We start from the raw sequence: 20,513 nt of genomic DNA on the forward strand, positions 1-20,513 counted from the left end.
AGCATCATATGTCTGCGAAAGGTGGTGCTGCGTCATGTCGCGGGAGACTGTTGCCGCCGCGTTGCTGCCGTCACCGGTCCCGGTGCGGTTCCTCGCCGAGGACGGCACGCGCGTCGACGAGCACGGCGGCTACACCGCGCCGCCGTCCGGCCGGCTCGTCGAGGCCTACCGGCTGATGGTGCTCGGCCGCCGATTCGACGTCCAGGCGACGGCGCTGACCAAGCAAGGCCGCCTCGCGGTCTATCCGTCGAGCGCGGGCCAGGAGGCATGCCAGGTCGCGAGCGCGCTGGCGCTCACCGACGCCGACTGGCTCTTCCCCACCTACCGTGACTCGGTCGCGCTGGTCGCCCGCGGGCTCGAGCCGGGCGAGATCCTGACGCTGCTTCGCGGTGACGCGCACTGCGGCTACGACCCCGCCGAAACCCGGGTCGCTCCCCAGTGCACGCCGCTGGCCACCCAGACCCTCCACGCCGCCGGGCTCGCGCACGCGATGCGGCGCCGCGGCGAGGAGGCCGTCGCGTTCGCGCTCATCGGCGACGGCGCCACCAGTGAAGGCGACTTCCACGAGGCGCTCAACTTCGCGGCCGTGTTCAAGGCGCCCGTGGTGTTCTTCGTGCAGAACAACGGGTTCGCGATCTCGGTGCCGTTCGAGAAGCAGAGCGCCGCGCCCGCGCTCGCCTACAAGGGCGTCGGCTACGGAGTCCGCTCCGAACAGGTCGACGGCAACGACGCCGTCGCGGTCCTTTCGGTGCTGGACGACGCCGTCGCGCACGCGCGGGCCGGTCGCGGGCCGGTACTGGTCGAGGCGCACACCTACCGGATCGACGCGCACACTAACGCCGACGACGCGACGCGCTACCGCGACTCGGCCGAGGTCGAGAAGTGGCGCGCGGCCGACCCGGTCCGGCGCCTCGAGACCTATCTGACCAACGAAAACCTGCTGTCCGGCGACGACATCGAACGATTCCGGGCCGAGGCGGAGACCTTCGCGGCCGGGGTGCGCGACACGTTGAACGCGGACGTGGAGCCGGATCCGTTGTCGTTGTTCGAGCACGTGTACGCCGTTCCGACCCGTCAGCTGGCCGCTCAGCGGGCGCTGGTCGCGGCCGAGCTGGAAGCCGTGGAGGGCTGATGACCGAGATCTCGATGGCCCAGGCGCTCAACGCCGCCTTGCGTGACGCGGTCAAGGACGACGATCGCGTGCTGATCTTCGGCGAGGACGTCGGCCCGCTCGGCGGCGTCTTCCGGGTGACCGACGGCATCACCGCCGACTTCGGCGAGGAACGCTGTTTCGACACCCCGCTGGCGGAGTCCGGCATCGTCGGCTTCGCGGTCGGGATGGCGATGGGCGGGTTCCGCCCGGTGGTCGAAATGCAGTTCGACGCCTTCGCCTACCCCGCCTTCGAGCAGATCACCTCGCATGTCGCGAAACTGCGGAACCGCACCCGCGGCGCGCTGTCGCTGCCGATGGTCATCCGGATCCCCTACGCGGGCGGGATCGGCGGCGTCGAGCACCACTGCGATTCGAGCGAGGCCTACTACACCCACACGCCCGGCCTGCGCGTCGTCACGCCCGGCACTCCCCAGGACGCCTACGACCTCTTGCGCGACTCGATCGATTCGCCGGACCCGGTGATCTTCCTCGAGCCCAAATGCCGCTACTGGTCGAAGGAAACCGTGTCCTTCACCCGCGACGGCGCGGCCATGGACCGCGCGGTCGTGCGCCGCGAGGGCAAGGACGTCACGCTGATCGCGTACGGCCCGATGGTCGCCACCGCGCTGGAGACCGCGGAAGCCGCGAAGGCCGAGGGCTGGGACGTCGAGGTGGTCGACCTCAGGTCCCTGAGTCCGTTCGACGACGAGACCGTCACCGCTTCGGTGCGCCGGACCGGGCGCGCCGTTGTCGTCCACGAGGCCGCCGGCTTCGGCGGCTACGGCGCTGAAGTGGTCGCGCGGGTCACCGAGCAGTGTTTCCACCAGCTGCACGCGCCCGTCCTGCGCGTGACGGGACTCGATATTCCTTATCCGCCACCGAAGCTGGAGCGCCATCAGCTTCCGGACGTCGACCGGATCCTGGACACCGTCGCCCGGCTGCAGTGGAACGACGAACCGGCGGTGGCCGGTGCCTGACTTCCTGCTCCCCGACCTCGGCGAGGGACTGACCGAAGGCACCATCGTCACCTGGCTCGTCACGGAGGGCGACACCGTCGGCGTCGACCAGCCCGTCGTCGAGGTCGAAACCGCGAAGGCCGCGGTCGAGGTGCCGGTGCCGTTCGCCGGTGTCGTCACCCGCCTTCACGGTGAACCCGGCCAGTCGCTGCCGGTCGGCGCTCCCCTGCTCACCATCGGCCCCGGGTTCGCCGAACCCGGCGTGACGACGGCGAGCGAGGGCAGCGGCAACGTCCTCATCGGGTACGGCACGACCACCACGACACGGCGCCGCCGGACCCGCACCGTCGTCACCACTCCCGAGAAGCCGTCGAAAGCACCGGGCGTCATCTCGCCGTTCGTCCGCAAGATGGCCGCCGACAACAAGATCGACCTCGCGAAGCTGACCGGCAGCGGTCCGGGCGGCATCATCCGGCGTGCCGACGTCGAAGCGGCGCTCACCGTCCCCGCGCAGCGCGAGGGCGAGACGCGGATCCCGCTGACCGGGGTCCGCAAGGCGGTCGCCGACAAGCTGACGACCTCGCGGCGCCAGATTCCCGAAGCGACGGTCTGGGTCGACGTCGACGCGACGGAACTCGTCGCCGCGCGGAAGTCGCTCAACGCCTCGGCACCGGACCGCCCGGTGAGTCTCCTCGGCCTCGTCGCCCGGTTCGCCGTGGCGGGTTTGCGGAAGTACCCAGAGTTGAACTCGCGTGTCGAAGGCGAAGAAATCGTCCAGCTGCGGGACATCAACCTCGGTTTCGCGGCGCAGACGGACCGTGGTCTCGTGGTGCCGGTCGTCCGCGACGCGGTGTCACTGTCCACAAGGGAGCTTTCGGCGGCGATCGGCGAGCGGACCGCCCAAGCCCGCGAAGGGAAACTCGGCCCGGCCGGCCTCACCGGCGGGACGTTCACGGTGAACAACTACGGCGTGTTCGGTGTGGACGGCTCGGCCGCGATCATCAACCATCCGGAGGCGGCCATCCTCGGCATCGGCCGGATCATCGACCGCGCCTGGGTCGTCGACGGCGCGTTGGTGGCACGGAAGATCTGCGAGCTCACGCTGGCGTTCGACCACCGGGTGTGCGACGGCGGGACGGCGGGCGGCTTCCTGCGGTTCGTCGCCGACTGCGTCGAGTCGCCGGTCACCGCGCTCGGGGATCTCTGAGCGGGTCGCACAACTGTCGGTTGTGACCCGCCAACGACCCGTTGTTCGACTTCGGCGCCCCGGCTTGCTTTGATCTCGCGAGTGGGTGGGAGATCGCTGGGGCGACGGTTCGGCTGGCTTTGGGCGGCGTACGCGGCGAGCACGTTCGGTACGAGGTTCGCGTTCGACGCGTTCAGCCTCATCGCCATCGTGGCGCTGGGCGCGGGCGCCACCGAGGTGTCGCTGCTGGCGGCCGCCGGTCTCGTCGTCGGCGCCGTGGTCGCGCTTCCGCTCGGCCCCTGGGTCGAGTTCCGCCGGAAACGGCCGGTGATGATCGCGATGGACCTGGTCCGCTGCGCGGCGCTGCTGACCGTCCCGGTGGCGTACGCGCTCGGGATGCTCGGCTTCGGACAGCTGGTCGCCGTGTCGGTCGTCGTCGCCGCGGCCGACATCACCTTCCTGGCCGCGAGCGGGGCGTTCCTGAAAACGCTGCTGCCCAAGGAAGATCTGCTCGTCGCGAACGCCAGGTTCGAATCCACCACCTGGACCGCGACCGTACTCGGCCCGCCGCTCGGCGGGTTCGCCGTCGGCCTGTTCGGGCCGGTGATCACGATCGCCGCCGACGCGGTCAGCTACCTGCTCTCGGCGGCGGGGCTCCGCGCGGTCGGTGGCTCGGAGCCGCCACCCGCGAAGCCGGAAGGCCCTCGGCTGAGTGGCGGGGACCTGCGGGAGGGCTGGCGGTTCATCCTCACCCATCCGCTGCTGCGACCCCTGTTCGTCAACACGATCGTGGTCAACGGCCTGATCATGGCGACCGCGCCCCTGTTCGCCGTCCTGATGCTCGGGCAACTCGGCTTCGCACCGTGGGAGTACGCGGTGGCCTTCGCCGTGCCTTGTCTCGGCGGACTGATCGGGTCGAGGCTCTCCCGGGGTCTGGTCGCCCGGTACGGCCGGGACCGGGTCCTGTTCTCCGCCGGCTGGCTGCGCGTCTGCTGGCCCGTCGGGCTGGTGTTCATCCATCCGGGGGTCTCGGGGTTGATCCTGGTCATCGTCGTCGAGTTCTGCCTGATCACCTGCATCGGCGTGTTCAACCCGGTGCTGGCCACGAGCAGGCTCGAACAGGTGCCCCTCGACCGCGCGGCGCGCACCCTGTCGGCCTGGTCGATCGCCGGCAAGCTCACCACCGCCTCCCTGACCGCGTTGTGGGGCCTGCTCGCCGCGTTCACCGGCGCGCGTGCCGCTGTCGGCATCGCCGGGGCGCTCATGCTCGCGACGCCGCTCCTGCTCCCCCGAAAACGTCGGACCGCTGTGCCAGTATCGGCGAATGGCGATCAAGAGAGTGGTTTCCGATCTGGAGATCACGTCGATGGAAGAGGCGAAGGCCTTCTACGTTCAGGTACTCGGCTTCGAGGTGGTGATGGACCACGGATGGATCGTGACACTGGCCGACCCGGATCGGCCGGAGGTGCAGCTGAGCCTCATGACCCATGACGAAACCGCGCCCGTCGTCCCGGTCGCCTCGATCGAGGTCGACGACGTGGACGCGAGTTACGCGGCGGCCAAGGCGTCCGGCGCGGAGATCGTGCACGAGCTGACCGACGAGCCGTGGGGCGTCCGCCGGTTCTTCGTCCGCGATCCCGGCGGTCACGTGGTCAACGTGCTGTCCCATCGCTGAGGCCGTTCGGCCCAGCTCGCTGGGCCCGATGGCGGGTTTCATCAAAATTTCATGACACATCCCTAGCGTTCGAACACGCACCGTAGTCGAACGAGAGGGACGATGAATGTGAAGAAACTCAGGGGGATCCTGGCCGCGGCCGCGCTGGCCACCGGGCTGATCGGCGCCACCGCGCCGGCGGCCCAGGCCGACGCGGCCGACCAGGCGCGCTATTACATCCTCATCGGCGGCACCTGCGACGGCGCCGCGACCGTCTACAACGACGCCTGGTTGCGGGGCGGGATCCGCAAGGTGGTCCACTACCCGGCCGGGGCCGCCGGCGCGCCCAACTGCGACCAGACACCGATGGACCAGAGCGTCGCGCGCGGGCACGAAGAAGCCCGTCGTGTCGTCCAAAGCTCCTTCGACGAGAACCCCGGCGCCGAGTTCACCGTCGTCGGCTACTCGCAGGGAGCGCTGGTCGCGAACCTGGTGCTGAACGACATCGCGGACGGGAAACTGGCCGTGGACAAGTCGCGGTTCCGGGCGAAGATCTTCGCCGACCCGATGCAGCCGGTCGGTCCTCCGGGACGCGGGATCAGCGCGGTGCTCCCGGCGGGTACCGGGGCGCCGTCGCCGTTCGGCGGCTACGTGTCCTTCGGGCCGGGCCGCACCGATTTCGGCGGTATCCCGTTCATCCGCTACTGCATCGAAACCGACGGTGTCTGCCACTTCGACACCTTCGAGGCGCCTGGCGGGTACTTCGCCCAGCACCTTTGCTACCAGTGGGCCCGTCCCACCGATCACCGCTCGATCATGGAGGACACGATCGCGGACGGCGTGTACACCAACGGTTCGCACGCGCTGCCGCGGCAGAACTGCCGTCCGCCGCATCCCGCGCCGTGATCCGGTGAAGACTGCTGCCGCCCGGCGCCCGATCGCCGGGTGACAGCGGATCGAGCGATGGCCCGCCCACAGTGTCGTGGGTGGGCCATCGTCGGTCACTTGCAGAACGCGGTGTCCACAGTGGCCATCACGGCCTTGGAGCCCTTCTCGGGTTCGCCGAAGGTCCCCGGCATCGCGGTCACGGCGAGACCGACGGTGCGGCCGTCTTCCGTGGCACCGCCACGGGTTTCGAACCCGTCGATGTCCCCGCCGTGCCCCCAGTACACCCCGCCGCAGCTGAGCGGGTTGCTCATCAGGCCGAGGCCGTATTTCGTCCCGGGGAACAGGGGCGCGTCCACCGTCTTGCGCATTTCGGCCAGCTGCGCGGCGGGCACCAGCTTGCCTTCGAGCAGGACGCGGAACAGCTTGCCGAGGTCGCTGGGAGTCGAGATCAGCTGACCAGCGGCACCCGCCCAGGACGGATCCATCTCGGTCGCGTCGATCACCTTGCCGGTGGCGACATTTCCGGTGGCATACCCCTGTGGGTGCCGACCCTGGATGGTCTGGTCGCCGACCTGCGGCCAGTAAGTGTTCTTGAGGCCTGCCTTCTTGATCACGCGTTCGGTGATCTGTTCCTGGACCGGACGTCCGGTCACCTTCTCGACGACCATGCCCGCCAGCAGATAGCCGGTGTTGCTGTACTCCCATTTGGTGCCCGGCTGGAACTTCGCCGGATGGCTCAGCGCCGCGGCCAGCAGTTCGTGATTCGGGAAGTACCGGTGCTGCGCCTGTTCGAAGTCACGCAACCCGAGGTGTTCGGTGTAGTTCGGCAGCCCGCTGGTGTGCTGCAACAGCTGCCGGATGGTGATCTTGGTGGCGTCGATGCCTTCACCACGCACGATTCCGGGAAGGTACTTCTCGATCGGCGCGTCCAGTTCCACCTTGCCCTCGGCCACCAGCTGCAGGACCACGACCGCGGTGAACGTCTTGGTGTTGCTGCCCGCCCGGACGGTGCCGTCCCGAGGGACCGGGACCTGACGGTCGATCCTCGACGACCCCGAGACCAGCGACGTCGTGCGACCCTTGCCGGTCACGTAGGCCAGCGCGGCCGGGAACTTCTCCTGACGTACCAACGAGTCGAGGCCTTTCTGCAGCTCAGAACCCTTGGCCGGGGCCGCGTCCGCCGCCGTGGTCCAGGCGGCACCCATCAGCCCCGCCACCGTCAGGACCACAACGCCTTTGCGTACCGTCATTCGCACTCCTTCATCGACCGGATCAACACCGATGACACTGGTCGAATCGGGCATGAAGATCAGGAGGGCAGGCCGCCGAATCACGGGTAGCGCTGGCGCTACCCCTATTAGTAGGGAACTTTTTTCCGACCAGAATTCGTCCCACCATTGTCCGGGCGGGACACGGCTGGCTAAGGTCAGTTCGGTAAGTGGACTAGACCACCCGAGGCCGGGAGGCGACGATGCCCCTCGACGAACAGCAGACCTGGGCGATGCTGCGAGAGCTGGACGAACCCGGCCACTGGGAAGTGCCGCACGACTTCGACGGGCCTACCGCGCGCGCCCGATTCGAGCGGCTGGCCGAGCAACTCGGGCGGGCATTCGACTGCGTCTGCGAAGTCGATCGTCATGTCCAGGACGCCAGCCATCTCGGCAGGATCGAGATCCCGGCGAGCGCGACGCCCGCGCCGGACCACCTGACGGTCACGATCAGCAATTTCGGCGGCCTGGCCGCGGTGACCCTGGGAAATCCGGGCAGTTACGACGAGGACGAGGAACTCGAGTTCTTCCCGGCACGGGATCGAAAACGGGTCGAAGACGAGCTGGAAGCACTCGGCTACCTGCCCGTCTCCGAACATCCGTTGTGGACCAAGTACACCGGGATCAGCGGCTTCGACGCCCTCTACCCGCCGGACCGGCCGCCGTCGTGGTGGGACCGGTTCTTCGACTACCTCTAGGGCGTGTTTCATAAGCCATGTTCGCGGTCTTCGCGCCCAGGTGGCCCCTGACGGCACAGGCGGACGCGGCCGAGTACGACCCGGTACGAGGCCGATCCGCCCGCACCGTCAGGAACCACCTGGATCACGAAGCCCATCGAACAGACTTATGAAACACGCCCTAGGCGTTGCTCGGCGCGAGCGCGGCGGCGAGTTCCGCCGCGTTCGGCACGCTGACGAGCACCTCGTCGAAGGGGAGCCCGGCGACCGCGCGATCGACCTCGACCCGCAGCGCCGGCACGCCCCTGCGGACCGACACCAACTGACGGACGCCCGTCCCCAGCCCCCAGTACCCCACCTTCAGCACGCCGCTGACCAGCACTCCGGCCCGTCCCCCGCGTGCTCGCCCCACCGGCGCTTCGACGCGCTCGACGGCTTTGATCGCCGCCAACGGGACGACCACTTCTCCGCGCCACACGGCCAACCGCTCCCAGGCCGAGAACCTCACTCGCACTCCGCCCTCGGCGATGTCCATCTTCGCCATCACGACCACCTTCCACCGGTAGCTAGCTGATGTAGTTGTTATAGCAAGTGTATAGCAGATATCCTTGGCGGGTGTTGCTGACTCTCGACCTCGACAGCGAGGTGCCGATCTACCAGCAGATCCGCGACCGGATCGTCGAAGCCGTCGCCGACGGCGTGCTGGTCGAGGGCAGCAGCCTGCCCTCGACGCGGCAACTCGGCGCCGACCTCGGGATCAACTTCCACACCGTCAACAAGGCCTACGACCTGCTGCGGACGCAGGGATTCATCCGGATCAACCGCAAGACCGGCGCCGTCGTCCGGCGGGACGCGGCCTCCGGACCGGCGGAAGACGGCTACGCGGACGAGTGGCAGGAGCGGCTGCGCACCCTGCTCGCCGAGGCCGTCGCGCTCGGCCTGGGTCCGCGCGAGGTGACGGGCCGGTGCGAGACCGTGCTGGACTCCTTCGCGGTGAGCACGCGGCGATGACCGGCCCGATTTGGCTGCACCTGGCCCTGATCGCGTTCACGGCGGCCGTCTTCCGGTCGGCGCCCGCGCTGGCGCGTCCGACGCTCCCGTTCGGCGTCCGGATCCCGTCCGGGCGCACCGGAGAGCCCGTCATCGCCCTCGTTCGCCGACGCTACAACCAGGGAATCGTGGCGGCGGCCCTCCTCGCCATCGCGGCGGTGCTCTTCGCCTGGCTCGCGCCGGACGTCGTCCTGCTCGTTCTCGTCGTGGGCTATTCGCTGCTCGGCGGGCTGGCGCATCGTTCGATCGTCGCCGCGAAACGGGACGGCGCGTGGTACGCCGGGACACGGCAGGCCGTCGCCGCCGACACCTCACTGCGGTCGGACCCCGTCCGTCCACAGTGGATTCTCATGGTGCCGGCGGGGTTGCTGGCCGTCGTCACGGCGACCATCGGCCTGTTCCGGGACACGGCGGCCTTCTCGACGGTGTTCGCGCAGGTCCTGACCGTCGTGCTGATCTCACTCCTGGCCGTCGCGATCCCCCGCGCGCGCCCCGAAATCGACGCCGCGCAGCCGTCGGTTTCGGCGTCGCGGTATCGGGAGTACCTGCACGGCGTCCTCAGCCTGCTGCTGGTCTCCGCCGGTTGCGTCAACGCGACCCTGCTCGTGGTTTCGCTCCAGTTGTGGGAAGTCGTCGAAACGAGTGTGCCCGTCACGATCGTGGCCTACCTTCCCCTCGTCGCCGCTTTCGTCGCGTGGCTCGCCTTCTCCGTCCGGGCGGGCGACGCCGGGCACCGGCTGTCGCCCACCGGCGACGAAGCGGAAACCCCGTACGAGCAACGCGACGACGACCGCTTCTGGCACGCGGCCGGGATGGTCTACCTGAACCGGAACGACCCGGCGCTGCTGGTGCACCGGCGGGTCGGGACCTACTGGACGCTCAACCTGGGGCATCCGATCGCCTGGCTGGTCCTCGCCGCGGTCGCCGTGGCCGGGGTGCTCGCCGGAACCGGTGTCGTGACCCTCCCGGCCAAGGGTGCTTGACGGTGCGGTGTGGTGACCGCCTGGATCACCGGGTGTGATCAGAGGAGCCCGGGCCGCTCGTTACCCTGAGGCAATGACGTCGCACAAGACCCCTCAAACCATGAAGCCCGCGACAGCGGCGAAGAAGCTGGGTGTGTACCTCGAGGCCACCCCGGCGGAGTTCCAGGAGGGTGTCGTCTCCCGCGACGAACTGAACGCGCTGCAGACCGAACCGCCCGAGTGGCTGCGGGATCTGCGCCGCAACGGGCCGCACCCGCGTCCCGTCATCGCGGCGAAGCTGGGCATCTCCATCAGCGGCCTGGCGCGAGGCGGGATCACCGGCGCGCTCACCACCGAACAGATCGACGCGGTCAAGACCGAAGACCCCGACTGGCTGAAGCGGGAGCGCGAGACCCAGGCCGAGGTCCGCAAGGAAGAGGCTCGGGTGAAGGCCACCCGCACCGAAAGCTAGCCCCGGCGGCGAGGCTTTCCGCGTTTCCCGCCCTTGGGAGCGCCGCGCTGCCCGCCCTGCGGCTTCCGGCCGCCGGGCTGGGGGCGCTTGCTCTTCGGCGGGGCCTTCTTCTTCTCCTGAACCTGCTTCTCCGGCGCCTGCTGCCGTCCCCGGGTGCTGTTGACGGTCCGGCCGCGGACGATCCCGATGAACTGCTCCATCAGATCGGTGGTCTCGTCCTCCGGCCAGGACAGCGCGACACCGGACTCCGGCGCGCCGGAGATCGGACGGTAGGTCAGATCACGCCGGTGGTGCAGCCGCGCGAGAGACTGCGGGACGAGCAGGAGCCCGACACCGGCGGCGACCAGTTCGATGGCGTCCGCGGTGGTGGCCGGGCGCTCCAGCGCGGGTTTCCCGGGCGGCCGGTCCCAGTCCAGCGTGTCGTCCAGCGGATGCAGCACGACGTCGTCGGCGATGTCGTCGAGGGAGACCTCGTCCGCGGCGGCGACCAGGTGATCCTTGGGGACGACCACGACGGTCGTCTCGGTGTAGAGCGGGATCGCGTGCAGGCCCTCGCGATCGATCGGGAGCCTCAGCAGGACGGCGTCCACGTCGCGAGCACGGACCAGCGCGGCGGCGTCGGCGGCCGCGGTCTGGACGAGATCGAGCGGGACGCCGGGCGACCGCTCGTTCCAGATCCGGACCCACTTCGAGGGCGTCACGCCGGGGACGTACGCGAGCTTGAAGGGGGCGGGTGTGTCCGGGCCGGTCATGGGGGCAAGGTTACCGGGAGTATCGAGAGAGGAAGCCGGGGACCAACGGTCACCTGCGTCCTTCGGCCCTAGAGCGACAAATGATTCTGGGGTCTTTCAGCCTGTTCTCGCTGATCGAGGTAACCGTCGTCATAGCGGGCGCGACGAGTGATCGAGTGCGTCCGCGGGGGGCACCGAGAACGAAATGAGCACTCCGATGACTTTTCCGTCCACGATGCCGCCTGCTCCGGAACCAGCGAAGAAGCGGAAGAAATGGCCCTGGATCACCGGGGCGGCCCTCGCCGTGGTCGTGATCGCCGTTTCCGCCAACGGAGGCAAGCCGGAGAACCCCGGAGCCACCCGGACCGGCAGTGCGGCGCTGACCAGCGCACCTACCATCACCACCACCGATCCCGCCGTCGCCGCGTCGGTGAGTTCCGCGGCGGAGGCCGCCCGCGGGTCCGTTTCACGTTCGTTCGCCGAATCGGCCAGCCGGTCGTCGGCTGCTTCGGAAGCCGCGCAGAAGTCGTCCGAGGCCGAGTCGGCTCGCCGGGAAGCGGAAAGGGCGGCCGCACGGAAGATCACCTACAGCGTGACCACCACCGGGGCGGGCATCTCGTCCGTCACGTACCTGAAGCCCGGTTTCAACATCTCCCAGGAAACGGACCTGAAAGGCAAGAAGTGGTCGAAGACCATCGAGTCCGACGAGTCCACCTTGGGCGTCAACATGAACGCGCAGAACGCGGGCGGGGGCACCATCTCCTGCCGGATCAGCCGAGGCGACGGATCGGTCCTCGCCGAGAACAGCAGCTCCGGGCAGTATGCGATGGTGACCTGTGGCTGACCGAGCTAGTGTCCCCAATGCCTCATTTGGGTCGCTGAGCGTCTCGGATGAGGCATTGGGGACACTGACCTGCGAGCCTCCTACGGAGCCCAGGCCGCCGAGACCGCCCAGGTGACGTCCTGGTCGTACGAGACCGGGTTGTCGAACGGGTGGCCACCGCCGCTGGCGGCGGCGAAGACCTCCTCGGCGTAGTGCCGCATGTTCGTGCCGAGTTCGTTCACCGACGCGAGCCGCACGCCACCGGCCCCGGGCTGGGCGCAGAACGTGGCGTCCTTCCGGAACAGGTCGGTGTTGTCGTTCCCGCCGAGCCGCACCCGGAAGTCCGCGTGTCGCAGGAACTGGCCCGGGTAGTTACGTGCCTCCAGCGAGTAGCACGACGGATCCGCGAGCCCGCGCCGCACGAAGAACGTCGCGTCCGCCTTCAGCAGTGCGGGGCTGGAGCCGTTGACGACGTCCGTCCGCGCGAGGCCGTCACGGTGCCGCAGGAACCGGTCGGTGAAGCCCGGTGTCGTCACCTTGAACGACCGCGCCTGATCCAGCGGCAGGTCTGCGCCACTACGCCAGAGCGGGACCGAGGCCGCCCAGGTCGTGTCCGCCGCGAAGCCCGACGGCGTGTCCCACGGGTTCGCCCCGCCACTGCGCGCGAGATAGACGGTCTCCGCATGGTGGCGGATGAAGGCGCCACGCTGGTTGAACGACTCCAGCGCCGTTCCGCCGGCGCCTTCCCTCGCGCAGAAGGTCGCGTCCGCGGCGAACAGGGCCGAGCCGTCGTTCGCGTCCTTGCGGATCCGCGACGACGCGTGCCGCAGGAACTGACCGGGGTAGTTCCGCGACTCGAACGACAGGCACGAAGCGTCGGCCAGCCCTTGCCGTACCCAGAACGTCGCGTCCTTCTTGGCGGCGTCGGCGCTGCCTTCGCCGAGGACGTCGGTGCGGACGAAGTCGTTCTGGTGCCGCAGGTACCGGTCGGTGTACCCGGCGGTGGTCACCCTCAGCGAAACCGGCTCGCCCCGGCCCACCTCGGTGCCCTTGGCGATGGCGAGCACCTTCTGGTTGATCTCGCGCACCCGCGCCTCGGTCATTTTCAGGACCCGGCGGTCGTAGGTGTAGAAGCCGTTGACCTCGTTTTCGACGTCGTAGGGTTCGGTGTACACCGACGCGGAAAGCCCACGGCCGTGCACGAACCGCCCGACCTGCTTCGTGATCTCCACGTACCGGTTCGTCAGCGACGTCTCGTCGGGATACAGCGCGCCGTACGCGAAACCCTTGCCGGGTTCCCATTCGTGCCCGGCGACGCGTCTGCCGAGGCCGCCGTACTCCCCCAGCACCGCGACCCGTCTCGCGTCGGGTTGCCTCGTGCCGGTGGAGACCTGGTAGGCGTGGTCGTCGATCACGTCCCCGTTGCCGGGGTCCGGATCGGACACACAGCAGTTGGAACCCGAGTTGTGGTTGATCAGCCGCGTGTTGTCGATCGAGCGGACCAGGTCGACGATGCGCCCGGCGTCGTACTCGCCCCAGCCCTCGTTGAACGGCACCCACTGCACGATCGACGTGATGCTCTTGTGCTGCTCGATCATCCGCCGCAGCTCGGACTCGAAGTTCGTGTGCCCGTTGGGGACTTCGTCGATCGAATCGAGCGCCGGCATGTCCTGCCAGACCATCAGCCCGAGCCGGTCGGCGTGATAGAACCACCGCGCGGGCTCGACCTTGATGTGCTTGCGGACCATGTTGAAGCCCAAAGCTTTCTGGCGTTCGAGGTCGAACCGCAGCGCCTCGTCCGTCGGCGCGGTGTAGATGCCGTCCGGCCAGTAGCCCTGGTCCAAGGTGCCCAGCTGGAAGACGAACTTCCCGTTGAGCAGCGGCCGCATCACGCCGCCGACCATCGCCTTGCCCAGCGACCGCATGCCGAAGTACCCGGTGACAGCGTCACCTCCGGGCAGCCGCACGCGCAGGTCGTAGAGGAACGGATCGTCGGGTGACCACAGGCGCGCGTTCGGGACCGGGACACGGAGGTGGGACCCGACGGCGCCGGTCGCGGTACCGACCACTTGGCCGCCCGAAAGCACTTCGGCGGTCGCCTGCTGCCCGGGTGTGCCCTGGACGACGAGGTCGAGCGCGCCACCGGGGACGTCGGGCGTGGTGTCGAGCCGGGTGATGTGCTCGGCACGGACCGGTTCCAGCCACACGGTCTGCCAGATCCCCGACGCCGCCGTGTAGAAGATGCCGCTGGGCGTCTTGCGCTGCTTCCCGACCGGATAGCGGCTGCCGTCGACGGGCGACGCGACGCCGACGACGATCTCGTTCTCCCCCGCCTTGAGCGCCGGGGTGATGTCGAACGAGAAGGCGTCGAAACCGCCGGTGTGGCTCCCGATCGACGTCCCGTTCACCCACACCCTGGTCTCCCAGGTGACGGCGCCGAAGTTGAGCTTCACCCTCCGACCGTCCCAAGTGGACGGCACGGTGAAGGTGCGGCGGTAGAACATGTTGTCCTCGTGCCGTTTGATCCCCGAAAGCATCGATTCGATCGGGTAAGGCACCAGGACGTTCTCGCTCAGCGGCCTGCCGATCGGCGGCGAGTTCAGGTTCGGCGCGCCGGTGAAGCCCCAGGTCCCGTTCAGGTTGAGCCATTCCGAGCGCACCAGTTGCGGGCGCGGGTACTCGGGCAGCGCGTTCGACGGCGAGACCTGGGCCGTCCACGGGGTCGGGAGCGGGACGGGGGCGGCTTGGGCGACGGGGACGAGTGTCGTCGCGGCGGCCAGCAGACCGGCCACGACGCTCAGGGCGCGTGCGGTTCTTCGATGCATGCGATCTCCCTATCTCCGGGTGGTCGTGCGGGCCAGCGACCGCTGCAGAACAACGACCACCAGCAGGAACGCACCGCTGACCACCGACTGGTAGTTGCTGTCGAGAGTTCCTATCTGGTTGATGACGTTCTGGATGACCGTTCGGATGCCCACCCCGATGACCGTGCCGAGAATCGTGCCCATCCCGCCGGTCAGCAGGGTGCCGCCGATGACGACGACGGAGATGGCGTCCAGTTCGAGGCCGACCCCGATCACCGTGACGCCGGATTGCAGATAAGCCGCGGTGAGCGCGCCCGCGAGCCCGGAAAGGACACCGCTCATGACGTAGACGGTGACCTTCGTGCGCGCGACCGGCAGTCCCATCAGCTTCGCGGACTGCTCCGAGCCGCCGGTGGCGAACACCGACTGCCCGAACCGCGTCCGCCGCAGCAGCAGCCCGCCGATCAGGCAGAGGGCCGCCGCGATGAAAACCGGATAGCCGAAACCGAAGAGGGTGCCGCGGCCGAGTTCGACGAACGCCTCGCCCTCCGGGATCTTGTACGTCGTCGCGCCTTCGGACGTGATCGCGAGCAGCAGGCCGCGTGCGAAGAGCAACGTCGCCAGCGTGACGATGAACGGTGCCATCCCGGTCTTCGCGACGAGAAGCCCGTTGATCAGCCCGATCAGCCCGCACACCGCCAGCGGGAGCAGCAACGCGACGAGGAATCCCCATTGCGACCCGTAGGCCGCGAGGACCCCGCCCAGCGCGTACACCGAGCCGACCGACAGGTCGATCCCGCCGGTGATGATCACGAAGGTCATCCCGAGCGCGATGATCGCGAGGAACGAGCTCTGCAACGCGATGTCGCGCAGGTTGTCCAGGCTGCCGAAACGCGGGAACAGCAGCCACGCCACCGCGACCATCAGCACCAGCGCGATCGCCGCGCCCTGTTTCTGCAGCACTCCGGTCATCAGCTCGCGCCGCGTGGAGTCCTGCCCGGCCAAGGTGGGCGCCGCGGTCATCGGCTGCTCCGTTCGCGTGCGACGTACACCGCGCCGACGATGATCGCGGCCTGGATCATCTGCGCGGTGGAATCCGGCAGGTTGTGCTTGATGAGCGTGGCGCGGACGAGCTGCATGAGCAGGACACCCATCACCGTGCCGAGGATGCGGACGCGTCCGCCGGTCAGCGGGGTGCCACCGACGACGACCGCGGTGATCGCGGACAGTTCCATCAGCAACCCGGCGTCCGCGGGGTCGCCGGCGCCGAGCCGGGCGGTGGAGAGCACCCCGGCCAGCGCGGCGAGCAGCCCGCAGATCGCGTAGACGCCGATGAGGACGCGGTTGACCGGCAGTCCGGCGAGCACACTCGCCCGGCGGTTGCCGCCGATCGCGACCAGCCGCCTGCCGAACGCCGTCTTCCCGACCAGCGCCGCCATCAGGACGGCCAGCACGGCCGCGATGAGGACGCTCACCGGGATCCCGAGCAGCTCGCCGGTCCCCAGTGCCAGGAACGCCGGATCGTGCAGCTGGACGAGCTGGCCGTCGGCGAGCACCAGCGCGAGACCGCGCCCGCCGACGAGCAAGGCCAGTGTCGCCACGATCGGCTGGATCCCGACTTTGGCCACGAGGACGCCGTTGAGCGCTCCCGCCGCCAAACCCGCCGCGAGGGCGATGGCGACCGCGGGAAGCGTCCCGGCTCCGAGGTAGAGCGGGATGAGCGCGGCCGACAGCGCCATCACCGCCCCCACCGAAAGGTCGACGCCCTCGGTGCCGATCACCAGCGCCATCCCGAGCGCGACCACCAGTACCGGCGCCGCCTGGATGAGCTGGGTGCGGAGGTTGCCCACGGTCAGGAAGTTCACCGTGAACGCGATGTTGAACAGGACCAGCGCGACGACGGCGACGTACACGCCGTACTCCTGGAGCCAGCGCGCCACCCGGGTCCGGTCCACCGTTTTCGCCGTGTCCGTCATGGTGTTTCCCGGGTCCTCGGTTCTCTGCTGGGTGCTGGTCATTCCTCGTCCCCGCTTGATGCGATCGCGGCCAGCACGTGGTCCTGCGTCAGCTGCTCCCCCGCCAGTTCCCCGACGACCGCGCCGTCCTTGAGCACGACCAGCCGGTCGGCGCCGTCGAGGAGTTCTTCCATCTCCGAGGAGATCAGCAGGACGGCGAGCCCGTCCTTGGCGAGTTCGTCGATCAACGCCTGCACCTCCGCCTTCGCACCGACGTCGATGCCCCGTGTCGGCTCGTCGAGCAGCAGCACTTTCGGCTCGGTGCACAGCCAGCGCGCCAGCAGCACCTTCTGCTGGTTGCCGCCGGAGAGTTCGGAGACCTTCTGGTCAGGGCTGGACACCTTGATCCGCAGGCGTTTCACGAACGTGTCGACGATCCTGTCCTGCCGGGCACGGCTGACCAGGCCGAAGCGGGAAAGCTTCGGCAACGCGGCGAGCACGATGTTCTCCCGCACCGAAAGATGAGGAATGATCCCCTCGGTCTTGCGGTCTTCGGCGAGCATGCTGACGCCCGCGCGCATCGCGGCCGCCACGTTCCCCGGCGGGACCTGCTTTCCGCCGACGAGAACGGTGCCACCGGACAGCGGCAGGTCACCGACGATCGCCCGCGCGGTCTCGGTCCGGCCGGAGCCGAGCAGCCCGGCCAGCCCGACGATCTCGCCGGGTTTGATCTCCACCGAGACCCCGCTCAGCCGGTTGCCGCTGGTGAGGTTTTCCGCGCGCAGTATCGGTTCCCTGCCCGCCTCGTGGTCGCCCTCGAAGGCCGTCGCACCGTGCGACCGGATGTCGCCGACACTGCGGCCCAGCATCATCGACACCAGTTCCAGCCTCGGCAGGTCGGCGAGCGGTCCGGTGTGGACCCGCTTGCCGTCCCGCAGCACCGTCACGCGTTCGCAGATCCGGTACAGCTCGTCCATCCGGTGACTGACGTACACGATCGCGATCCCGCGCTCGTGCAGCCTGCCGATGACCTCGAACAGCGTCTCGACCTCACGCGGTTCCAAAGAGGACGTCGGCTCGTCCATGATCACGACGTCGGCGTCGACGGAAACCGCGCGGGCGAGCGCGACCATCTGCTGGGCGCCGACGCCGAGTGTCCCGAGTGGACGGCGGACGTCGGCGTCGATGCCGTAGTCCGCCAGCAGAGCCGCCGCGTCGGAGTTCATCCGCGCCCAGTCGACGAGCCCGAACCGTTTCCTCGGCTCGCGGCCGAGGTACACGTTGCTCGCCACGCTCATCAGCGGGATGAGGTTGACCTCCTGGTAGATCGTGGAGATCGCGCCCCGCGCGTGGATCGTGCCGGAGTCCGGCCGGTGCACGCCGGTGAGCACCTTGATCAGCGTCGACTTGCCGGCGCCGTTCTCGCCCACCAGCGCGTGCACCTCGCCCGGCCGCAGCGCGAACGACACGTCGTCGAGCGCGCGCACCCCGGCGAACGTCTTCGTCACGCCTTCGACCTCGAGAACCGGTTCCATCGTCAGTACGCGTTCCCGAGCTTCTGCGCGGCGTTCGCCGAGTCGTACTGGTCGTCGGAGATCACCACGGTCGGCGGGATCTCCTTGCCGGCGGCGAAGTCCTGCAGCGTCGAGAACGCGAGCGGGCCGAAGCGCGGGTTGGACTCGATCACCGCGTTGTAGCTGCCGTCGGCGATGAGCTGGACGGCGTTGCGGGTGCCGTCGATCGAGACGATCTTGACGTCCTTGCCCGGCGTCTTGCCCGCGGCCTTGAGCGCGGTGACCGCGCCGATGCCCATCTCGTCGTTCTCGGCGTAGACGGCGGTGATCTCGGGGTTGCTCTGGATCAGCTGCTCCATGACCGCCTGCCCCTTGGAGCGGTCGAATTCACCGGTCTGCTCGGCGACGATCGAGACGCCCGGCGTCGCGGCGATCTCGTCCTTGAAACCCTTGGTGCGGTCGGTGGTCACGTTGTTGCCCGAGGCACCGAGCAGGATCGCGACCTTGCCGGTGCCGCCGGTGGCCTTCACCATCTCCTGCGCCGCGCGCTTGCCCTGCTCGACGAAGTTCGAGCCGATGAAGGTCAGGTAGTCGGAGCACGGCTGCGAAGTCACCTTGCGGTCGATCGTGATGACCGGGACCTTCTTGGCCTTCGCCGCGTCCAGCGCGGGCTGCAGGCCGTCGGAGTTCAGCGGCGCCACGATGAGCAGTTGCGCTCCCCTGTCCAGCAACGACTTGATGTCGCTGACCTGCTTGTTGAGATCGCTCTGCGCGTTGGTGACCAGCAGTTTGTCCGCCGGGACACCGAGTTTCGTCGCTTCGTCCTTGATGGACTGCGTCTCCGCGATCCGGAACGGGTTCGCCTCCTTCTCCGACTGGGAGAAGCCGATGACCGCGTTCTTCACGTCCACTTGCGGGTAGCCGGTCTTCTCGCGGGCGCATCCCGGCCCGGTCGCGGCCTGGCTCGGCGCCGCGGAAGCGGCCGGTCCCGCCCCCGACGGGGCGGATTGCTGGGTCTCGCGGCTGGTGCAGGCCGTCAGCGCGAGCGCGAGGCCGGTCACCAGGAGCAGGGTGCGGCGGATGGGCAGGGACATCGATCGCTCCTCGGGGAAGTCGAGCACACGGGCCTGCGGTGACCCATGTCACTCGTAAGGACGATGCCAGATTTACATCGTTGGTACAACGTTGTAAATCCGCCGTTCGCGCGGCTAGGCTGTGCCGGATCTGTGCCGGAGCACTGCAGAGGGGAGCGAGGGTGGCCACGCTCAAGGACGTCGCCAAGCTTGCGGGCGTCTCGGTCAAGACCGTCTCGAACGTGGTCAACGGCTACGACTTCGTGAAGCCGGAGAACCGCAAGCGCGTCGAGGAGGCCCTGGCGTCGACCGGCTACCGGCCGAATCTCGGTGCCCGCAACCTCCGCCGCGGGCGCACCGGGTTCCTCGGGCTGATGCTGCCCGAACTCAGCATCCCGTACTTCGGCGAGCTGGCGGGCCTCGTGCTGCAGGCGGCGCAGGAGCACGAGTGGAACGTGCTCATCGAACAGACCCTCGGCACCCGGGAGCGGGAGCGCAACGCGCTGTCCGCACTGGGACCGCATCTGATCGACGGCGCGATCATCAGCCCGGAAGCGTTGCACACCAACGACTTCGAGGATCTGGCTCCGGGTGTGCCGCTGGTGATGCTCGGCGAGCACGTCGTCGACGTCCCGATAGACCACGTCGGCATCGACAACGTCCAGGCCGCCCGGATCGCGGTTCGGCACCTGATCTCGCTCGGCCGCCGCCGGATCGCCGCGATCGGCGCGCATCCGCAGCGCCACACCGCCGCGCAACGGCTGGAGGGCTACCACTTCGCGCTCGAGGAGGCGGGAATCGCGCCGATACCGGAACTGGTTCTTCCGGCGTTGCGCTACCACCGCGCCAACGGCGCCGAGGCGATGGCGCATCTCCTCGCGCTGCCGGAACCGCCCGACGCGGTCTTCTGCTTCAACGACCTCCTGGCCATCGGCGCCCTTCGCGCCGCGGCCGAACGCGGGGTGCGGGTGCCGTCGGACATGGCGATCGTCGGCTTCGACAACAACGAGGAGAGCGCGTACAGCCTGCCCTCGCTGACGACGATCGCCCCGGACAAGGCGGCGATCGCGCGGGCAGCGGTCGACCTCCTGCGGCGGCGCATCGCGGGCGGGAGCGACCTCGAACCCGAAGACGTCCAGACGCCTTTCTCGCTGGAGATCCGGAACAGCACGATCGCCTGACTCCGCTTCGCTCCGCGTTTCTACCGCAAGTAGTCCTCTAGTTGCGGTGGTTGCACGCGCAAGGACCGCAACTAGGGCCTGTTTCAGATGTCAGAGCCATTCGTTGATCGCGGCGATGGTGACGGTGGTGTCGTAGCGGACGGCGAGTTTGTCGTATCTGGTGGCG

20 protein-coding genes are annotated in these 20,513 nt (G+C 68.8%); 12 read left to right on the forward strand and 8 right to left on the reverse strand.

The features are described from left to right. The first annotated feature begins 34 nt into the window (after positions 1-34). From pdhA to ACZ5IK_RS40980, 6 genes are all read left to right on the forward strand, one after another. Positions 35-1,132, forward strand: a complete 1,098-nt coding sequence (gene pdhA / locus ACZ5IK_RS40955; protein ID WP_465492628.1) for a pyruvate dehydrogenase (acetyl-transferring) E1 component subunit alpha — start codon at positions 35-37, stop codon at positions 1,130-1,132. Further along, the gene (locus ACZ5IK_RS40960; protein WP_465492629.1) at positions 1,132-2,130 is read left to right on the forward strand and encodes an alpha-ketoacid dehydrogenase subunit beta; all 999 of its coding nucleotides are present in this window, start codon (positions 1,132-1,134) and stop codon (positions 2,128-2,130) included. Before pdhA ends, ACZ5IK_RS40960 begins: the two co-directional genes overlap by 1 nt. Continuing rightward, positions 2,123-3,316 carry a dihydrolipoamide acetyltransferase family protein gene (locus ACZ5IK_RS40965; protein WP_465492630.1) on the forward strand — a complete coding sequence of 398 codons (1,194 nt, stop codon included), beginning with the start codon at positions 2,123-2,125 and terminating at the stop codon, positions 3,314-3,316. The genes ACZ5IK_RS40960 and ACZ5IK_RS40965 overlap by 8 nt, the downstream gene beginning before the upstream one ends. An 81-nt stretch (positions 3,317-3,397) precedes the next feature. Next, a complete protein-coding gene (locus tag ACZ5IK_RS40970; RefSeq protein WP_465492631.1) occupies positions 3,398-4,786 on the forward strand; it encodes an MFS transporter in 1,389 nt (462 codons plus the stop codon). After that, a complete protein-coding gene (locus tag ACZ5IK_RS40975; protein ID WP_146044350.1) occupies positions 4,713-4,970 on the forward strand; it encodes a VOC family protein in 258 nt (85 codons plus the stop codon). Before ACZ5IK_RS40970 ends, ACZ5IK_RS40975 begins: the two co-directional genes overlap by 74 nt. A gap of 102 nt (positions 4,971-5,072) precedes the next feature. Beyond that, positions 5,073-5,855 (forward strand): PE-PPE domain-containing protein, encoded by a 783-nt coding sequence (locus tag ACZ5IK_RS40980; protein WP_465492632.1) that lies wholly within the window; start codon positions 5,073-5,075, stop codon positions 5,853-5,855. Between the two features lie 95 nt (positions 5,856-5,950). Here ACZ5IK_RS40980 and ACZ5IK_RS40985 read toward each other — a convergent pair whose 3' ends face one another. Continuing rightward, positions 5,951-7,087: a serine hydrolase domain-containing protein gene (locus tag ACZ5IK_RS40985; protein WP_465492633.1), complete on the reverse strand. Its 1,137-nt coding sequence runs from the start codon at positions 7,085-7,087 to the stop codon at positions 5,951-5,953. 221 nt (positions 7,088-7,308) lie between these two features. Between ACZ5IK_RS40985 and ACZ5IK_RS40990 the strand changes: the two genes are divergently transcribed. Next, positions 7,309-7,803 carry a hypothetical protein gene (locus ACZ5IK_RS40990; protein ID WP_465492634.1) on the forward strand — a complete coding sequence of 165 codons (495 nt, stop codon included), beginning with the start codon at positions 7,309-7,311 and terminating at the stop codon, positions 7,801-7,803. A gap of 160 nt (positions 7,804-7,963) precedes the next feature. Here the strand turns inward: ACZ5IK_RS40990 and ACZ5IK_RS40995 are convergent, their stop codons facing one another. After that, positions 7,964-8,326, reverse strand: coding sequence for a hypothetical protein (locus ACZ5IK_RS40995; RefSeq protein WP_465492635.1), 363 nt, complete (start codon positions 8,324-8,326; stop codon positions 7,964-7,966). A gap of 71 nt (positions 8,327-8,397) precedes the next feature. Here ACZ5IK_RS40995 and ACZ5IK_RS41000 point away from each other — a divergent pair, with 71 nt between their 5' ends. The 3 genes from ACZ5IK_RS41000 (at position 8,398) to ACZ5IK_RS41010 (ending at position 10,266) form a co-directional block, all read left to right on the forward strand. Then, positions 8,398-8,793 (forward strand): GntR family transcriptional regulator, encoded by a 396-nt coding sequence (locus ACZ5IK_RS41000; protein WP_465492636.1) that lies wholly within the window; start codon positions 8,398-8,400, stop codon positions 8,791-8,793. Next, the gene (locus tag ACZ5IK_RS41005) at positions 8,790-9,815 is read left to right on the forward strand and encodes a DUF1648 domain-containing protein (protein WP_465492637.1); all 1,026 of its coding nucleotides are present in this window, start codon (positions 8,790-8,792) and stop codon (positions 9,813-9,815) included. The genes ACZ5IK_RS41000 and ACZ5IK_RS41005 overlap by 4 nt, the downstream gene beginning before the upstream one ends. Before the next feature lie 100 nt (positions 9,816-9,915). After that, on the forward strand, positions 9,916-10,266 hold the full coding sequence (locus tag ACZ5IK_RS41010; RefSeq protein ID WP_465492647.1) for a DUF5997 family protein: 351 nt from the start codon (positions 9,916-9,918) through the stop codon (positions 10,264-10,266). Here the strand turns inward: ACZ5IK_RS41010 and ACZ5IK_RS41015 are convergent. After that, on the reverse strand, positions 10,263-11,018 hold the full coding sequence (locus ACZ5IK_RS41015; RefSeq protein ID WP_465492638.1) for a LysR family substrate-binding domain-containing protein: 756 nt from the start codon (positions 11,016-11,018) through the stop codon (positions 10,263-10,265). The two genes, ACZ5IK_RS41010 and ACZ5IK_RS41015, sit on opposite strands and share 4 nt — an antisense overlap. Positions 11,019-11,214: 196 nt before the next feature. Between ACZ5IK_RS41015 and ACZ5IK_RS41020 the strand changes: the two genes are divergently transcribed. Further along, positions 11,215-11,841: an MmpS family transport accessory protein gene (locus ACZ5IK_RS41020; protein ID WP_465492639.1), complete on the forward strand. Its 627-nt coding sequence runs from the start codon at positions 11,215-11,217 to the stop codon at positions 11,839-11,841. 80 nt (positions 11,842-11,921) lie between these two features. Here ACZ5IK_RS41020 and ACZ5IK_RS41025 read toward each other — a convergent pair whose 3' ends face one another. From ACZ5IK_RS41025 to ACZ5IK_RS41045, 5 genes are read right to left on the reverse strand one after another with little or no spacing between them, the layout of a single operon-like run. Beyond that, positions 11,922-14,645: an AbfB domain-containing protein gene (locus ACZ5IK_RS41025; RefSeq protein ID WP_465492640.1), complete on the reverse strand. Its 2,724-nt coding sequence runs from the start codon at positions 14,643-14,645 to the stop codon at positions 11,922-11,924. A gap of 9 nt (positions 14,646-14,654) precedes the next feature. Continuing rightward, positions 14,655-15,647: an ABC transporter permease gene (locus ACZ5IK_RS41030; RefSeq protein ID WP_184904093.1), complete on the reverse strand. Its 993-nt coding sequence runs from the start codon at positions 15,645-15,647 to the stop codon at positions 14,655-14,657. Next, complete coding sequence (locus ACZ5IK_RS41035; protein ID WP_465492641.1) at positions 15,644-16,600, reverse strand: ABC transporter permease; 957 nt, start codon at positions 16,598-16,600, stop codon at positions 15,644-15,646. Before ACZ5IK_RS41035 ends, ACZ5IK_RS41030 begins: the two co-directional genes overlap by 4 nt. A gap of 38 nt (positions 16,601-16,638) precedes the next feature. Beyond that, positions 16,639-18,114 (reverse strand): sugar ABC transporter ATP-binding protein, encoded by a 1,476-nt coding sequence (locus ACZ5IK_RS41040; RefSeq protein WP_465492642.1) that lies wholly within the window; start codon positions 18,112-18,114, stop codon positions 16,639-16,641. Between the two features lie 2 nt (positions 18,115-18,116). Further along, entirely contained in the window at positions 18,117-19,187 is a 1,071-nt protein-coding gene (locus tag ACZ5IK_RS41045; RefSeq protein WP_465492643.1) for an ABC transporter substrate-binding protein, read from the reverse strand. 161 nt (positions 19,188-19,348) lie between these two features. On the opposite strand from ACZ5IK_RS41045, the gene ACZ5IK_RS41050 reads away from it, so the two are divergent. Continuing rightward, complete coding sequence (locus ACZ5IK_RS41050; RefSeq protein WP_465492644.1) at positions 19,349-20,347, forward strand: LacI family DNA-binding transcriptional regulator; 999 nt, start codon at positions 19,349-19,351, stop codon at positions 20,345-20,347. Positions 20,348-20,513 lie beyond the last annotated feature (166 nt).

Source organism: Amycolatopsis sp. NPDC031561, from assembly GCF_055580625.1.

Bases quoted from the DNA above. Each gene is read 5' to 3' on its own strand.
- pdhA (WP_465492628.1), top strand. From the start codon at position 35: ATGTCGCGGGAGACTGTTGCCGCCGCGTTGCTGCCGTCACCGGTCCCG.
- ACZ5IK_RS40960 (WP_465492629.1), top strand. From the start codon at position 1,132: ATGACCGAGATCTCGATGGCCCAGGCGCTCAACGCCGCCTTGCGTGAC.
- ACZ5IK_RS40975 (WP_146044350.1), top strand. From the start codon at position 4,713: ATGGACCACGGATGGATCGTGACACTGGCCGACCCGGATCGGCCGGAG.
- ACZ5IK_RS40980 (WP_465492632.1), top strand. From the start codon at position 5,073: ATGAATGTGAAGAAACTCAGGGGGATCCTGGCCGCGGCCGCGCTGGCC.
- ACZ5IK_RS40985 (WP_465492633.1), bottom strand. From the start codon at position 7,087: ATGACGGTACGCAAAGGCGTTGTGGTCCTGACGGTGGCGGGGCTGATG.
- ACZ5IK_RS40990 (WP_465492634.1), top strand. From the start codon at position 7,309: ATGCCCCTCGACGAACAGCAGACCTGGGCGATGCTGCGAGAGCTGGAC.
- ACZ5IK_RS40995 (WP_465492635.1), bottom strand. From the start codon at position 8,326: ATGGCGAAGATGGACATCGCCGAGGGCGGAGTGCGAGTGAGGTTCTCG.
- ACZ5IK_RS41005 (WP_465492637.1), top strand. From the start codon at position 8,790: ATGACCGGCCCGATTTGGCTGCACCTGGCCCTGATCGCGTTCACGGCG.
- ACZ5IK_RS41010 (WP_465492647.1), top strand. From the start codon at position 9,916: ATGAAGCCCGCGACAGCGGCGAAGAAGCTGGGTGTGTACCTCGAGGCC.
- ACZ5IK_RS41015 (WP_465492638.1), bottom strand. From the start codon at position 11,018: ATGACCGGCCCGGACACACCCGCCCCCTTCAAGCTCGCGTACGTCCCC.
- ACZ5IK_RS41020 (WP_465492639.1), top strand. From the start codon at position 11,215: ATGACTTTTCCGTCCACGATGCCGCCTGCTCCGGAACCAGCGAAGAAG.
- ACZ5IK_RS41025 (WP_465492640.1), bottom strand. From the start codon at position 14,645: ATGCATCGAAGAACCGCACGCGCCCTGAGCGTCGTGGCCGGTCTGCTG.
- ACZ5IK_RS41030 (WP_184904093.1), bottom strand. From the start codon at position 15,647: ATGACCGCGGCGCCCACCTTGGCCGGGCAGGACTCCACGCGGCGCGAG.
- ACZ5IK_RS41035 (WP_465492641.1), bottom strand. From the start codon at position 16,600: ATGACGGACACGGCGAAAACGGTGGACCGGACCCGGGTGGCGCGCTGG.
- ACZ5IK_RS41040 (WP_465492642.1), bottom strand. From the start codon at position 18,114: ATGGAACCGGTTCTCGAGGTCGAAGGCGTGACGAAGACGTTCGCCGGG.
- ACZ5IK_RS41045 (WP_465492643.1), bottom strand. From the start codon at position 19,187: ATGTCCCTGCCCATCCGCCGCACCCTGCTCCTGGTGACCGGCCTCGCG.